12 protein-coding genes and 1 pseudogene are annotated in these 14,667 nt (G+C 70.5%); 6 read left to right on the top strand and 7 right to left on the bottom strand.

The window, feature by feature from the left end; translation table 11 throughout:
- Position 1 precedes the first annotated feature (1 nt).
- Entirely contained in the window at positions 2-601 is a 600-nt protein-coding gene (locus ACFWGN_RS03185; protein ID WP_377615790.1) for a 4'-phosphopantetheinyl transferase, read from the bottom strand.
- 187 nt (positions 602-788) lie between these two features.
- Here ACFWGN_RS03185 and ACFWGN_RS03180 point away from each other — a divergent pair, with 187 nt between their 5' ends.
- Together ACFWGN_RS03180 and ACFWGN_RS03175 are read left to right on the top strand one after the other, a co-directional pair.
- The gene (locus ACFWGN_RS03180) at positions 789-1,580 is read left to right on the top strand and encodes a hypothetical protein (protein WP_377615634.1); all 792 of its coding nucleotides are present in this window, start codon (positions 789-791) and stop codon (positions 1,578-1,580) included.
- 1,226 nt (positions 1,581-2,806) lie between these two features.
- Entirely contained in the window at positions 2,807-3,778 is a 972-nt protein-coding gene (locus tag ACFWGN_RS03175; protein ID WP_377615633.1) for a hypothetical protein, read from the top strand.
- A 40-nt stretch (positions 3,779-3,818) separates the two neighbouring features.
- Here ACFWGN_RS03175 and ACFWGN_RS03170 read toward each other — a convergent pair whose 3' ends face one another.
- Complete coding sequence (locus tag ACFWGN_RS03170) at positions 3,819-5,177, bottom strand: UDP-glucose dehydrogenase family protein (protein ID WP_377615789.1); 1,359 nt, start codon at positions 5,175-5,177, stop codon at positions 3,819-3,821.
- A gap of 543 nt (positions 5,178-5,720) precedes the next feature.
- Here ACFWGN_RS03170 and ACFWGN_RS03165 point away from each other — a divergent pair.
- Positions 5,721-6,773, top strand: a complete 1,053-nt coding sequence (locus ACFWGN_RS03165) for a hypothetical protein (RefSeq protein WP_377615632.1) — start codon at positions 5,721-5,723, stop codon at positions 6,771-6,773.
- Between the two features lie 74 nt (positions 6,774-6,847).
- Here the strand turns inward: ACFWGN_RS03165 and fdxA are convergent, their stop codons facing one another.
- From fdxA to ACFWGN_RS03140, 5 genes are all read right to left on the bottom strand, one after another.
- Positions 6,848-7,165 carry a ferredoxin gene (gene fdxA / locus ACFWGN_RS03160; protein ID WP_354508463.1) on the bottom strand — a complete coding sequence of 106 codons (318 nt, stop codon included), beginning with the start codon at positions 7,163-7,165 and terminating at the stop codon, positions 6,848-6,850.
- Between the two features lie 147 nt (positions 7,166-7,312).
- The gene (locus ACFWGN_RS03155) at positions 7,313-7,939 is read right to left on the bottom strand and encodes a superoxide dismutase (protein WP_377615631.1); all 627 of its coding nucleotides are present in this window, start codon (positions 7,937-7,939) and stop codon (positions 7,313-7,315) included.
- A gap of 233 nt (positions 7,940-8,172) precedes the next feature.
- On the bottom strand, positions 8,173-8,814 hold the full coding sequence (locus tag ACFWGN_RS03150; protein WP_354511726.1) for a lysophospholipid acyltransferase family protein: 642 nt from the start codon (positions 8,812-8,814) through the stop codon (positions 8,173-8,175).
- A 162-nt stretch (positions 8,815-8,976) separates the two neighbouring features.
- On the bottom strand, positions 8,977-10,578 hold the full coding sequence (locus tag ACFWGN_RS03145) for a PQQ-binding-like beta-propeller repeat protein (RefSeq protein WP_377615630.1): 1,602 nt from the start codon (positions 10,576-10,578) through the stop codon (positions 8,977-8,979).
- 43 nt (positions 10,579-10,621) lie between these two features.
- Positions 10,622-11,860, bottom strand: a complete 1,239-nt coding sequence (locus tag ACFWGN_RS03140; RefSeq protein ID WP_377615629.1) for an NYN domain-containing protein — start codon at positions 11,858-11,860, stop codon at positions 10,622-10,624.
- A gap of 108 nt (positions 11,861-11,968) precedes the next feature.
- Here ACFWGN_RS03140 and ACFWGN_RS03135 point away from each other — a divergent pair, with 108 nt between their 5' ends.
- The 3 genes and pseudogenes from ACFWGN_RS03135 to ACFWGN_RS03125 all read left to right on the top strand — a co-directional run.
- On the top strand, positions 11,969-12,667 hold the full coding sequence (locus ACFWGN_RS03135) for an aspartate/glutamate racemase family protein (protein ID WP_377615628.1): 699 nt from the start codon (positions 11,969-11,971) through the stop codon (positions 12,665-12,667).
- A 350-nt stretch (positions 12,668-13,017) separates the two neighbouring features.
- Positions 13,018-13,200: a hypothetical protein gene (locus tag ACFWGN_RS03130; RefSeq protein WP_377615627.1), complete on the top strand. Its 183-nt coding sequence runs from the start codon at positions 13,018-13,020 to the stop codon at positions 13,198-13,200.
- A 15-nt stretch (positions 13,201-13,215) separates the two neighbouring features.
- Positions 13,216-14,655 (top strand): annotated as a pseudogene (locus tag ACFWGN_RS03125) (CARDB domain-containing protein); the annotation flags it as partial.
- Positions 14,656-14,667 lie beyond the last annotated feature (12 nt).

Here is a 14,667-nt window from a genome sequence, read left to right as displayed (position 1 = left end):
CTCACTCGTGCCGCGGAACCACGACGAGCGTCACGAGCAGATCCGTCCCGGCGCCCGGGACCACGTGCCAGACGCCGTCGAGCTGGTGTATCCGGCTCCCGCTCACGTCCAGCGCGCCGCCGAGCAACGATGCACGGAACACGCCCTCAGCGCCCAGCTCTACCCGACACTCGTCGAATCCGAGCCAGCTCTTCGCCACGGGGAACCATGCTTTGAAGACCGCCTCCTTGACGCTGAACAGGAGCCGTTCCCATGCCACAGCGTGTCCGCTCTCGCCCAGCCGGACGAGCTGTGAGCGCTCGTCCGGCCGGATGATGTACTCGCACACCTCGTCCGGCAAGGACGCATTGACCTCCGCATCCAGCCCCACCGACGCGATCGTGTCGTCGGACGCCACGGCGGCTGCCGCGTATCCGGTCGTGTGCGTCATGCTGCCGACGATTCCGCTCGGCCATCTCGGGGCACGTCGCGCCCACATCGGCCCCGAACCGCACGGCAAGATAGGCACAGCGCCTACTCCCAGCCGCGCGAGCGCCAGCCGTGCACACGCCCGTACAGAAGCGAACTCCTCACGCCGCGGCGCCCGCGCCCCGTCGACCACGAGCTCCTCCTGCGGCCACAGGCACCTTGGGTCGCCCGGCGCGAAGGACTCGGCCACGACGATCCCTGAGCCATAGGCCCTGGTGCGGATCTCGTCGCTCACCAGATCGGGTGCACCGACCACTGGGCGTTCTCCCGTCCGTTCTGCTCGTCCTCGCGCTTCAGGGCCCGTTGATACTATCCGTCCTGTGCTGACAGCCAATGACGGCCAGACCGACGAGCCATTCGGCCTCGATGTGCTCCGAGGCGATCTCGCTCCTCGTCTGACGACGCGCCATCCGATCACTACCCTGGCTTCTCAGGTCACCGCGTTCTTCGCGAGCCTCGGGTTCCGCACACATCCCACACCTGAGGTCGAGGACGTCCTGCACAGCTTCGATCTTCTCTCGGTACCCGAAGGGCATCCCACCCGCAGCCCTGCGCATACCTTCTACCTCGAGGATGGTCGCGTCCTGCGCAGCCACACCACGTCGTCGGTGATGCGCGTCCTTCGACAGGGCCGCGGGCGCACAGAGCGTCGCGTGCTCGTCGGAGGCCCGTGCTACCGGAACACGACCCCCACCCCTCGGTTCGTCACCCAGTTCCATCAGATGGAGGTGGCCGCCGTAGGGCCGGACATCGTCCTGACCGACGCCACGGGCATGGCGCTCGGCCTCCTCGACGACGTGCTCGGTCAGGGCCACGGCGCGACACTGCGGTTTCGTACCCTTCCCTACGTCTCCCCTGGGTTCTCGGTGGATGCTCCCTGCACCCCGTGCGAGCAAGCCGGCTGCGCCCTCTGCGGTGGACGCGGCTTCCTCGAGGTCATGTCCGGCGGCGCGCTGACTCCTGCGGTGATGGCTGCAGCAGAGGTACCGAGCGGCTCGCGTGCCATCTCCCTCGCCATCTCCCTCGAGCGTCTCCTGGCGATTCGTCACCACGTCGCGGACATCCGTCCGTTCCTCAGCACGGACCTGCGGGTCCTCGCCCAGAACGGCTAACCCCCATGCGTGTGCCGATGTCGTGGCTCAACTCGCTCCTCTCGCAGAACCAGTCGCGAAGCGTCGCGGACGTGCTTCTCGGCGAGGCAGGGATCACCGTGAGCTCGGTCGAGGTAATAGGCGACCTGAACCCCCTGGTGGTCGTGGGCGAGGTCGTCGAGTTCGGGCGCAGCGGATGCGTCGTCGTCCGTGTGCCGACGAAGGAAATGGTCGCGCTCGACGATGCTGCGCGGGGCGACCTACCGACGGGGAGCAAGGTCGCGGTCGCCCTTCCCGGAGCCCTGCTGTTCGCACGACCAGGTGGGGAGCCCTCCGAGGGCTTCGCGAGGGTCGTCCGGTTGCCAAAGGGACGAGGCCCCGGGCAGAGCACGGGTCAGGTGTGCCTGGGCGTGGACATCGGGCGGCCCGACCTGGACGCCGTGAAGCTGCCGCCGCACGCCGTCGTCGGGTCCCCCGCCGCCGGCTGGATGCACAGGACGGCGGGCGAAGAGGTGCTGATGGTCCGGGTGCCGGACCACCTGGCACACGCCCGGAGCCTCCGAGGACTCGCGCTGGAGGTCGCTGCCAGGTCCGGGTGCACGGTCGTCCCGTGCGGTCCTGCCTCGCTGGGCCCGAGCCGTTCCAGCCTGACCGTCGAAGCACCTGGTACCGCAGCCGCAGCGATCGTCATCCGTGCTCCTTCAGGAGCACACACGGTCGACCGCGCAACACTGCGCCGACAAGAGCTCGCGTCTCTGGGCGGCGTGGACACGTTGGATCGCGCGATGCGAGCCGCGGGTTTCGAGCACGGTGTCCGGATCTCGGCTCACCCGGCCGGTCAGGGACCCTTTGAGCTCGCGGTCAGAGCCGCGGACGACCAGGGAGGTCCGCATCCGGGACTCGCACTGAGCGGCATCGACGCATCGTCCGCTGCGGAGCCCTCCGACGGGTACCTCGTGCTCGTCGCGACGTCGTCGCACGTGCTGAAGGACTGCCTCCCGGCTCTCTTCCACGTGAGCCGACTCATGGGTTGCGAACCGGTCCATGGCGCGGTGGGAACCGGGCCATCACCCGCCCCCCGGCGCGTGAACCTGGACCTGGCCAGCTTCTCGACCGCGATCGGGAGCACGACGAGCCTCGCCGACGTCACGAAGGTCCTGTCCCGCATCGGTGCAAGAGTCAGACCCCTCGACGGGACATGCGTCGAAGTCGTGGTCCCGCACGGCCGCGGCGACCTCGTCGACGACGTGACCCTCGTCAACGAGCTGGTACGGCTCGTGGGGTTCGGCCAGCTCGACCGGACCCTTCCCCGACCTCTTCTCGACCACCCCGCCGGCCCTCTCCAGGACGACGCGGTACGCAGTGCTCTGCGAGAGATGGGCTTCCGTGAGGTCATCGCACCGCTGATCAGGAGCACTCCGCGACCGGCCGTCCCGGATCCTCTCGCCGTGTCGCTGCGTACGCCGTCAGGCGCGCCCTGCGTGGCCGTTCGTTCGTCGCTGGTGCACGGTCTCGCGGAGTCGCTCATCAGTCAGGGCACTCACGAGGCGCTGCGTGTGTTCGAGCTCGGCACAGTGGTGGTGCGTGAGGGCGCGGACGGGCGCGGAATCGAGAAGCGCATGCTGACCGCTGCCGTCACCGGAGCTGAACCCGCCCCCGACGAAGACGACATCGAGGCTCTGGTCACCGTGGTGGGCTCGCTCCTGGCCGTGTCGGGCAGGTCGCATCCACTGCAGCTCGTGCCGACGGACGATGCGCGCTTCCGCGCCGGTACATCAGCACATCTCCTCGCGGGGGACCACCACATCGGCTGTGTGGGAGTCGTCTCTGCCGCGGTGCACACTTCTGGTGCGCCCCGACGAGAGGTGGCTGCGGCCGAGATCGACCTGGATCAGTTCTTTGCGTTGGTACCGAGGTATACGCGGGCCGAACATCCCTCCCGCTTCCCGGTCGCAACGCGGGACCTGTGCTTCGAGACTCCCGACGGGGTGAGTCCCCGCTCGATGATCGAGGCGTTGTCCTCGGTCGAGGCGATCGTCTCCTCGGTCGACATCGTCGATGTTCACCACCGCACGAGCGCGGAAGGACGGACGAGGTTCATCACGTTCAGGATGGTGCTCTCGTCGCCCTGGCGCACGGTACCGAAGCCAGAGGCCGCCGAGGTCGTCAGCCTGGCGATCGCAGCCTGCGAGAACCTGGGGGCGACGGTTCGCCGTTAGCCACGCGGCGTGCTCGCGCCAGCGGGGCCAGGGGCGCGGATCACGACAGGTCGAGACCAGCGATGGTCGGGTTCCAGTGGGGCCGTCCGAGCGCGCGGTACGTCCAACCGGCATTGCGCCAGACTCCGGCATCGAGGGCGTTGCGGCCATCGAGCATGCGGCGGTGACGCACGACCTGGGCAAGCGCATCCGGTTCGATCGTGCGGTACTGCTCCCACTCCGTACCCAGCACGACGACGTCCGCGCCCCGACCTGCTTCCAGCACGTCGTCCGCACACCGCAGGTCGGGATGGACACGACGCGCCTTGTCGAGACCTCGCGGATCCGTCACGGTGACGTGCGCGCCCTCCTGCATCATCTGCCTCGCGACGGACAAGGCCGGCGAGTCACGTATGTCGTCGGTGTCCGGTTTGAACGTCACGCCGAGGACCGCGATCGTCTTGCCGACGATCGAACCACCACAGACCTCGCGCGTGAGGTCGACCATGCGGGCGCGGCGACGTTGGTTGATCTTGTCGACTTCGGTGAGGAACGAGAGCGCGTCGCTGACCCCAAGCTCGCCAGCGCGCGCCGTGAACGCGCGGATGTCCTTCGGCAGGCATCCACCACCGAATCCGAGACCTGCGCTGAGGAACCGCCGGCCGATGCGTTCGTCATAGCCGATGGCGTCGGCGAGGTCAGTGACGTCGCCGCCGGACGCCTCGCACAGCTCGGCCATCGCATTGATGAAGGAGATCTTGGTGGCGAGGAAGGAGTTCGCGGCGACCTTGACCAGCTGTGCGGTGGCGTAGTCGGTGATGACTTGGGCGGCCCCGTCGGAGAGGGAGACGGCGTACACCTGGTCGAGCAGCGCCTGCGCCTTGATCCCTGCCTCGGTGGGCACGCCCTGCTCGGTCGGCAATCCGTAGACGATCCGGTCGGGGTGCAGAGTGTCTTCGACCGCGCATCCCTCGCGCAAGAACTCCGGGTTCCATACCAGCGTTGCCCCCCGTGCGGAGACGAGCCCGGCCAGGGCCTCCGCGGTTCCGACAGGAACCGTGGACTTGCCCACGACGATGTCGCCCGGCTGCAACAGCGGGAGGAGGCTGCTGGTCGCGGCATGGAGATGGCTCAGGTCGGCGCGCAGCTCGCCCTCCTGCTGCGGCGTCCCGACGCACAGGAAGTGGACGGCTGCACCACCTGCCCGGGTGATGTCGGTCGTGAACCGCAGACGACCGCTTCCCGCGACGGAGCTGAGGAGCTCGGTCAGGCCCGGCTCGTAGAATGGTGCGTGGCCTGCGGCCAACGTGCTGATCCTGGCGGGATCGATGTCGACCCCGATCACCTCATGGCCGATGGATGCCATGCACGCGGCGTGAACGGCCCCCAGGTAGCCGCAGCCAATCACACTCAGGCGCATGATGCTCTTCTCGTCCTCGCTGGCTGCTGAACCGACGGTGCTCGCGTCATGGTTGCCGACCATAGCGGGAAATCTCCCGAGCACCCATGCGTCGGAACCGTCGAGCGTGGCGTCGATCAGGGATCAGTTCACGGGTCGCTTCCAGCAGCACCCCGTCGATGAGGAGACCCGCGCACGTGTCCCGGCATGCCGATTGCTCATGGGCCACACCAACCCTCCGTGCTTCAGCGGCGGTGAGTGCGTGCCGTGCGGGGGGTTCTGACCTCGTGTGCGCAGTCGCTCGGCGAACATGGATCACCCGGTCCGTGCGACGTCTCGTTGGCCAGGTCTGCCACCTCGAGCGACAACGCCGTCGTCGAGTCAACGGAACGATGAACCGCGGACCGTGTCGTCGATCGCGCGCTCACGCCACAGCGCCCCGCTCGTCGAGCGAGACCCCGCCCTCGTGGGCCCGCCGTGTCTTGAGGTTGGGCCAACCGGTCAGGTGTCGGTGCCTCGCTCACGCGGTGGGCAATGTTCGTCACGGGATGATTCCCTGGACACATGACGGACGACCAGGAGCGAAGAGGCCCCACAGGTAGCCAGGACCCCACCGAACCGATCAGCCCCGGCTTCCCGGCGCCGGGCGGTCTCACCGGGGGCAGCGTCCCGCCGGCCGAGCCGATCCCGAACGCACCCGACCCGTTCTCCGCGACCGGCGCACCGACCACGCCGCCCCCCGGCGGCCCGGGTGAGCCACCGCCCGGAGGCCCGGGCGAGACGCCCTCGGGGAACCGCGCCTGGTGGTGGGCGCTCGGAGGACTGGTGCTCCTCGCGATCGTGGCCGTCACGGTCTGGCTCGCGACCCGAGGTGACGCGGACGGCGACGACGGCGCCTCTCCCGGCGCGACGCCGTCGGGCAGCGTGACCTCCGAGGCCCCGTCGGAGGAGCCCAGCCCCGAGCCCACGACCGAGGTCACCACTCCCCCCGCGACGGGCTGCACACCCACCGAGGGCGGCACGCCCGACGGCGCGAGCACGCACGAGATCATCGACGTCGACTTCGACGGGCGCCCCGACACCGCATGGTTGACCACGGGAGCGGACCGACGCTTCGGGATCACGACGGCGTCCGGGGCCACGTTCTCGGCCCCCGTGACGACCGCGAGCCCCGTCCCGGCGAGCGCGGTCGTCAACCTCGTCGCGGCAGGCGACGGTGAGGCGCCGATCGGCTTGGTCGACGTGGGCCGGGAGGTGCTCCTGTACTCGGTCGCGAACTGCGCCGTGAACATCACGCAGAACGCGCAGGACGAGCCGTACACGTTCGACAAGGGCTTCAGCGGCTTCGGTACAGGAGTCGGGTGCACGGCCGTCGACGGCGTGCTGCACCTGGCCGGGCTCAACGCGATGTCGAACGACGGCTCGACCTACACCGTCGCGCGGACGTTCGTCGACCTCGACGAGTCCGCTCGCCGGGCCACGAACGGTCAGACCGAGACCGTGGCCGAGGGGGTCCCGGCGAGCGACCCGGTCGTCGTGACGGCCCAGGAGACGAGCTGCGGCGACCTCGTCGCGGGCGGTGCCGACCCGGGGGGCCCGGTCGAGCCGCAGGGCTGAGCGTCGTCGAGAACCCCGAGGGGCCCGTCATCCTGTGGATGACGGGCCCCTCGGCGTATCGGGGAAGGCTGCGCTCAGGCCTGCGGGGCCAGGGCAGCGATCATCGGGTCGTCCTTCTCGATCATGCCCATCTTCGCCGCACCACCCGGCGACCCCAGATCGTCGAAGAACTCCACGTTCGCCCGGTAGTAGTCGCTCCACTCCGCAGGCACGTCGTCCTCGTAGTAGATCGCCTCCACCGGACACACCGGCTCGCACGCACCACAGTCCACGCACTCGTCAGGATGGATGTACAACGACCGCTTGCCCTCGTAGATGCAGTCCACCGGACACTCCTCGATGCACGCCTTGTCCTTCACGTCCACACAAGGCTGAGCAATCACGTAGGTCACGGCGGACCACCTTTCTGGAGGGTTCTGGCTGCCCGCAGGAAGGCCCCGGCAGCGTCGCGCGTGGTGCGCGCCGCAGTGCCGGGGCCATTCCCGTTCACGCGGGTCTCGTCGCGACGGCCCACGAGGACCGTCGAGGTGAGGGAGAGGTCAGGCGGGGATGATGAGGCCTTCGCCCTGGGTGCGGGCGCGGGTGAGGCGTGCGTCGGCGTCGGCCCAGTTGACGAGGTTCCACCAGGCGGTGACGTAGTCGGCGCGCACGTTCTGGTAGTCGAGGTAGTAGGCGTGCTCCCAGACGTCGAGCAGGACGATGGGGACCAGGCCCAGGGCGATGTTGCCCTGCTGGTCGTAGAGCTGGACGATGATGAGCTTCTTGCCGAGGGTGTCCCAGGCGAGGATGGCCCAGCCCGAGCCCTGGACGCCTGCGGCGACCGCGGCGAAGTGCTTCTTGAACTTCTCGAACGAGCCGAAGTCCTCGTCGATGGCTGCGGCGATGTCGCCGGTGGGCTCGCCGCCGCCCTCGGGGGAGAGGTTGGTCCAGAACGCGGAGTGGTTGACGTGGCCGCCGAGGTTGAACGCGAGGTTCTTCTCGTGGAGGTTGACCGCGGCGAGGTCGCCCGAGTCGCGGGCCTCGGCGAGCTTGTCGAGCGCGGTGTTGGCGCCGGTCACGTAGGCCTGGTGGTGCTTGGAGTGGTGGAGCTCCATGATGCGGCCGGAGATGTGGGGCTCGAGTGCCCCGTAGTCGTACGACAGCTCGGGAAGGGTGTAGACAGCCATGGTGAGTCCTCTCGTTCGGTGTCGGCCACGCTAGGACCTCAACCAGGGTTGAGGTCAAGTCGGACGCTCCGGGTCGCAGCCGTGGCGGACGGACCCGCTCGGCACGATCCCTGGGGCACGTGGCCCTGCCCCGAGCACATCATGACCGGGCGCGACCTGCACGTCCTTCTCAGGAACGGGCGTGTCCCGGCGGCAGACCGCGATACGTCTGGTGGCGAGACAGGTGGCGAGCCTCAGCTCGCGCGCTGCTGGCCGCTCATCGCGTGGATCGACTCCATGACCTGGTCGGTGAGCTCGCGCCGTGCCTGCGCGGGCTTGCCCGAGGTGATCTGGCGCGCGGGCTCGATGGGCTTGCCGAACTCGACCGTCACGCGGTGGATGCGCGGGAGGCGCGCGCCGACCGGCTGGACCTTGTCGGTGCCCTTGATCGCGACCGGCACGATCGGCGCGTGGCCCGCGAGCGCGAGCCACGCGACACCGGTGTGCCCCTTGTGGAGCTTGCCGTCGCGCGAGCGTGTGCCCTCGGGGTAGATCCCGAAGGCACCCCCGTTGTTGAGCACCTCGAGCGCGTCCTCGAGCGAGCGCTGGCCGGCGCGCGGGTCGTCGCGCTGCACGGGGATGTGGCCGAGGGTCGTGAAGAACCAGCGCGAGACACGCCCCTTGAGCCCGGTGCCCGTGAAGTACTCGGCCTTGGCGAGGAACGTGACGTGCCGGGGAGCGACGATCGGGATGAGCAGCGAGTCCACGAACGAGAGGTGGTTGCTCGCGAGGATCACGGGCCCGCGGCGGGGGATGTTGCCGAGCCCGGTCACGCGTGGCCTCAGGAACGCGTAGGCCAGGAGCGACAGGATCAGCTTCAGCACCCGGTAAGTCATCCGTACATTGTGCACCGACGTGCAGCGGTGCCCGACGACGACCGCCCGCCCGGGCGTGGTGCGTACCGACCGCGCGGCGGACCACCGGGGAGAACACCCGGGATTGCACAGATGTTCACGGCGTCTGGTTCGGCGCGCACCTCGCGGCTGCTCAGGGCCTCGTCAACCGAATGCGACGACCGTCCCGTTCCTCGTGCCGAACACGTCGCCACCGACCACGAAGAGGTTCCACGCGTCGACGGCCACCTGCTCGTCCCATCGCGTGCTCCCGTCGGCCGTGTCGATCGACACCCAGCGGGACTGCGCGCCGTCGTCCTCGCTGGAGGCGATCGTCAGCCCGCCGCGGCTCGCGAAGGCCGCCACGACCTGGCCGTTCGCCCTTCCGACCGCGGGGTCCCTCCACGCCCACACCTCCTCGCCCGTGGCCGAGTCCACGGCCACCGCGCCCGGGTAGGACGAGATGACGGTCACGTCGCGGGTGACGAGGAGCACCTGGGTGGCGTAGCCGGAGAAGGTCCACCGCTCGTCACCCGCCTCGTCGAGCGCCACGAACCCGGGCCCTCTCCTCGAGAACAGCAGGGGCGGCCCCGTGCCGTCCGTCGCGAGGGGCTCCATGAGCTCGCCCTGGGCGCTCCAGAGCACCGTCCCGTCGGCGTCCAGGAGCTCGGACTCGGCGAGCCCGCCCCGGAGGAGCCGCCCGTCGCGGAGCGGCTGCATGCGGGTCAGGTCCGTGGAGAGGACCGTCCCGTCGCTCGACAGGCTGGCATTCACGTCGCACCCGAGGAGCATGAGGACTCCGCCCGTGTCGTAGAGCTGCACCACGTCCCCTCCGTCGCCCGACGTGCTGCCCTCCTGGTAGGCCATGCACGAGCTGTCGGACGTGAGCGTGGGCACGGTCTGCGTCCAGCGCACCTCGCCCGTGCGGGCGTCCTCGACGAGCACGACGACGTCACGTCCGTCCCGAGCCACCCTCGCCAGCTCACCGGTCGAGAGAACCGTGGCGTCACCTCGGGCGGGGTCCAGAGCGCGCTCGGCCACGGTCCTCCCGTCCAGCCCGAGGATCGTGACCGAGCTCGGGGGGAGCGTGAAGGCCGGGGCGCCCTCCTCCGTCTCGGCCCAGCCCAGGCACGTGATCGATCGTGCGTCGAGGCTCCCCGGTGACGGGCCGTCGAAAGTGCCGCACTGCGGGGACGGCAGACCTTCGTGCCGCCACGCCTCGGCGCCCGTCGCGCGGTCGTACGCGACGAGCGCGCCATCGGCGGCGATGACGACGAAGAGCTCGCCCGCCACGAGCGGCCAGGCCTCACCGACGTCGACGGTCCACAGCTCGCGCGGTGGTCGCTCGAGCCCGACGACGCCACCGGGCACCGCCCGCAGCAGCGCCTCGGCCTGCCGGGCGCGCACCACGTCCACCAGGGTCAGGCCGCCGAGGACCAGGACGAGCGCGGCCGCGACCCCGCCGAGGAGCACGCGTCGGCGCCTCCGGGCACGCGGATCCGTCGGTGCGTCCTCCCGAGCGGCCCCGTCCGGCGCAGACGCGTCCAGCACGGCCCCGGTCCCGCCTCCCGCGCCCGCCGAACCGGTGGCGACGTCCGCTCCCGGGTGCGCTGCGCCGTCGGGCAGGGGCGTGCCGACGCCTCCTGGCGCGCCGCCGGGCGCGCCCCAGCCCCCGGGCCGCGGCGCGAAGAGGTCGTCACCGTCGTCCAGGTCGTCGACCGCCTCGAAGGTGATCGGGCGAGGTTGCTCTCGGCGTCGAAAGGGCACGCCCGGAGCCTAGCTCTCGGGCGTGCCCTCGTGACGGGTCCGCTCAGCGGGACGCGACGGTGACCAGGTAGTCGTCGGCGTCGTCGTCCCAGCGCAGCTCGATCGCGCCCGCGGTCTGCGCAGCCTTGCAGAACTGCAGGAAGCTGCGGTAGCCGAGCGCCTTCTCGCTGAAGTCCGGACGCTTCTTGCGGAGCTGGTTCTTGAGGCCCGACAACGGTGCCGAGTCCCCCTGCTCCCCCACGACCGTGCGCAGCAGCGCGAAGTCGTCGCCCGCGTGCCCGCGCTCGGGCAGCGAGACCTCGGGGTCGCCCGTCGCGGGGCCCGCGCTGAGCTGCACCACGCCGCGCTCCTCGAGGTAGCGCAGGAACTCGCCGAAGTTGCGGAAGCCGTAGTCGGCCTCGCTGAACGTCGGGTCCTTGCGCAGCAGCGTGCGCTTGAGCGTCGAGGCCACGACGGCCCCGCTCGACGAGCTCGACAGGTCCGCGAGGGTCTGCGCGACGAGGACCGCGAGGTCCTCGTCCTCCGACCGGGAGGAGGCCCCGTGCCCGACCGCGGACTCGAGCTCGGCCTCGACGTCCAGCGGGGCAGGGGTCGGCTCGGGCAGCGAAGGTGTAGCCGGCGCTACCTCCGTGGTCGACCCGGCCGATCTGGTCGACGCGGGCGGCGTCGCGGACTCGGTCGCGGAAGCCGCCGCGGCCTTGCCCGAGGTGCTCGACGAACCCGACGAGCGGCCCGAGGACTTGCGCGCGGTGCTGCGGTTCGAGCTGTTCGAGGACCGCTTGCGCTCGACGGGCTCGTCGGGGATCTCGACGCCCTCGAGGCGGTCGTAGAAGAGGAACTCGTCGCACGCCGGGGGCAGCAGCTTGGACGTCGAGTTCTCGACGCCGATCCCGATCACGCGCTTGTTGAGCTCACGCAGCTTGTGCACCAGGGGCGAGAAGTCGCTGTCCCCCGTGCACATGACGAACGTCGAGATGTACTCGCGCTCGAACGCCATCTCGATCGCGTCGACGACCATCTTGATGTCGGCGGCGTTCTTGCGCGAGGCCCCCATGCGCTGGGGCATCTCGATGAGCTCGACCTGGTGACGGGTCAGGGAGCGACGGTCCTCGTCGAAGTAGGACCAGTCGGCGTAGGCGCGGCGGACCACGACCCGACCGCGCGCGGCGAGCGCGTCGGCGATCGGCTTGAAGTCGAAGGTCATCCCGCCCAGGTGGTCACGCGCGCCCAGCGCGAGGTTGTCGTAGTCGAGGAAGACGGCCAGACGTTCTTCGGTGTCCATATCGGCCAGGGTATGGCCCGGGCGGGTCGAACGCCCATCCGTCAGGGCCCGGGCGACGGCGACGTGCGGGACCTCACCCGGCCGCGAGCGCCGCGCTAGCATCGGTCGGTGCGGAAGATCGGGCTGCTGGGTGGCATGAGCTGGGAGAGCTCTGCCCTCTACGACGCCGTCATCAACGAGGGCGTGAGGGATCGCCTCGGCAGGTTGCACTCGGCGCGCTGCGTGCTGGGGTCGGTCGACTTCGCCGAGGTCGAGGAGATGCAGTCGACGGGCGACTGGGAGGCCGCGGGCGCACTGCTCGCCGCCGAGGCCGTGGCGCTGGAGCGCGCGGGCGCCGAGCTCCTCGTCCTGTGCACCAACACCATGCACAAGGTCGCCGACGCGATCGAGCGCGCGGTCGGCATCCCACTGCTCCACCTTGCCGACGTGACGGCTCAGGCCGTGCTCGCTGCGGGGCTCGGGACGGTCGCCCTCCTCGGGACCCGCTTCACCATGGAGGAGGCCTTCTACCGCGACCGGCTCGCGGGCCACGGGCTCCAGGTCCTGGTCCCTGACACCGACGACCGGTCGACGGTCGACCGCGTGATCTACGAGGAGCTCGTGCTCGGCGACGTGCGCGACGCGTCGCGCGACGCCTTCCGTCGCATCATCGACGAGCTCGCCTCGCGCGGTGCCCAGGGCGTGATCCTCGGGTGCACCGAGATCGAGCTGCTCGTCGGGCCCGCGGACAGCGCGCTCCCGACCTTCCCGACCACGCGCCTGCACGCCGAGGCCGCGGTCCGCGAGGCCCTCGCCCCCCTCGCCTGAGGCGCACGGGCGCCCCCCTCTCGACCAGGTCGACGCGCGGGCCGCGCGGCCGCGCGCCCGGCGTGCGGGGACATGTTGGGACATGAACGCCCTCTACGCCAGTTTTCCGACACTTGTTGACGTTTCACCCACCCCTCAGTAGCGTTCTTGCTGAGTTGATGCAAGAACTGAACAGTTGTCTGCTCGAAGTGGCGCAGATGGCTGCAACTCTCGAAGGATCAGCCAGTCGAGCAGCCCGGGATCCCCGGGCCACGCCTGCGCCTTCAGGGCCTCAGCGATGGAGCGAGGCCGGTCTGGCACGGGGCTCGCCCTACCACCGTCACCGTTGACGGGAGATCGAGGACCTACCGATGAGAAGTCCACGCACGTCGTTCCGGCTGCTCGCAGCGGCCACCAGCGCCACCCTGCTCCTCCCGTTCGCCCTGGCGACGTCGGCCGCCGCGGCGCCCGTCGTCCTCTCGGCAGGCAAGCCCGCCGCGGCGAGCAGCAACAGCTCGCCCTACCTCGCGGGCAACCTCACCGACGGCAACTAAGGCACCTACTGGGAGTCCGCGAACGGCGCGTTCCCCCAGTGGGCGCAGGTCGACCTCGGGTCGGCAGCGACCGTCGAGGACCTGGTGCTCAAGCTCCCCGCCGGCTGGGGAGCACGGACCCAGACCATCACGCTCCAGTCCAGCACCGACGGCTCGTCGTACAGCACCCTCAAGGCGAGCGCCGCGTACACGTTCGACCCCGCCTCGGGGAACAGCGTGACGGTCGACGTACCCGACACGTCCGCGCGGTACGTCCGCGCGAGCGTCTCGGCCAACACCGGCTGGCCGGCCGGGCAGCTCTCGGAGCTCGAGGTCCGCGGGACGGCCGGGACCGGCGGGGGCACCGACCCCGGCGGCCCGGGCACCCCGCCGACCGGCACCGACCTCGCCCAGGGCAAGCCGGTCGAGGGCTCCTCGACCGAGTGGACCTTCGTGGCGTCGAACGCGACCGACGGGAACCCGGCGACCTACTGGGAGGGGGCGGGCGGGCAGTACCCGAGCACGCTGACCGTGGGGTTGGGGTCCGACGTGGCGCTCAGCGACGTCGTCGTGAAGGTGCCTCCGGCGGCCGCCTGGTCGGCCCGCACCCAGACCTTCGAGATCCAGGGCCGGGCCCAGACCGGCGGGGCCTGGACCACGCTCAAGACCTCGGCCGCCTACCGGTTCGATCCCTCGACCGGCAACTCCGTGTCCGTCCCCGTGAGCGGCACCGCGGCCGACGTCCGGCTGCGCTTCACGGGCAACACCGGTTCGGGCAACGGCCAGGTCGCCGAGCTGCAGGTCTACGGCACCCCGGCGGCCAACCCCGACCTCACCGTCACAGGGGTCACGGCGACCCCGGTGTCCCCGCTCGAGTCGGACGCCATCACCCTGACGGCGACGGTCAAGAACATCGGGACCAAGGCGTCGGCCGCGACGGACGTGGCCTTCACGCTCGACGGGCAGACCGTGGCGACCAAGCCCGTCGGGGCGCTCGCCGCCGGCGCGCAGTCCGTCGTGACCGCGAGCATCGGTGGCCGCGCGGCGGGCTCCTACGCGATCGGGGCCGCCGTCGACGCGGCGAAGACCGTGGTCGAGCAGGACGAGTCCAACAACGCCTACACGCACCCGACCCGGCTGGTCGTCACGGCCGTCCCGAGCTCGGACCTGATCCCCACCCTGACCTGGAACCCCAGCAACCCCGCGGCCGGCAGCACCGTCACGTTCACGGCGACGCTCGCGAACCAGGGCAACATCGCCTCGGCCGCCGGCAGCCACGGCGTGACCGTCACGCTCACGGACACGGCGACCGGCGCCACGGTCAAGACGCTCACGGGGAGCGTCTCCGGGTCCGTCGCGGTCGGCGCGACCAGCGCGGGCGTGAACCTGGGCACCTGGGTCGCGGGGGACGGCAGCTACGACGCGACCGTGGTCGTCGCAGCGGACGGCCACGAGGTCGCGGCCAAGCAGGCCAACAACACCGCGACA

This window comes from Oerskovia sp. NPDC060338, from assembly GCF_042726295.1.
Lineage (GTDB): Bacteria > Actinomycetota > Actinomycetes > Actinomycetales > Cellulomonadaceae > Oerskovia > Oerskovia merdavium.
The sequence above is the reverse complement of the archived record's forward strand: the minus strand, read 5'-3'. Positions and strand labels throughout refer to the sequence as shown.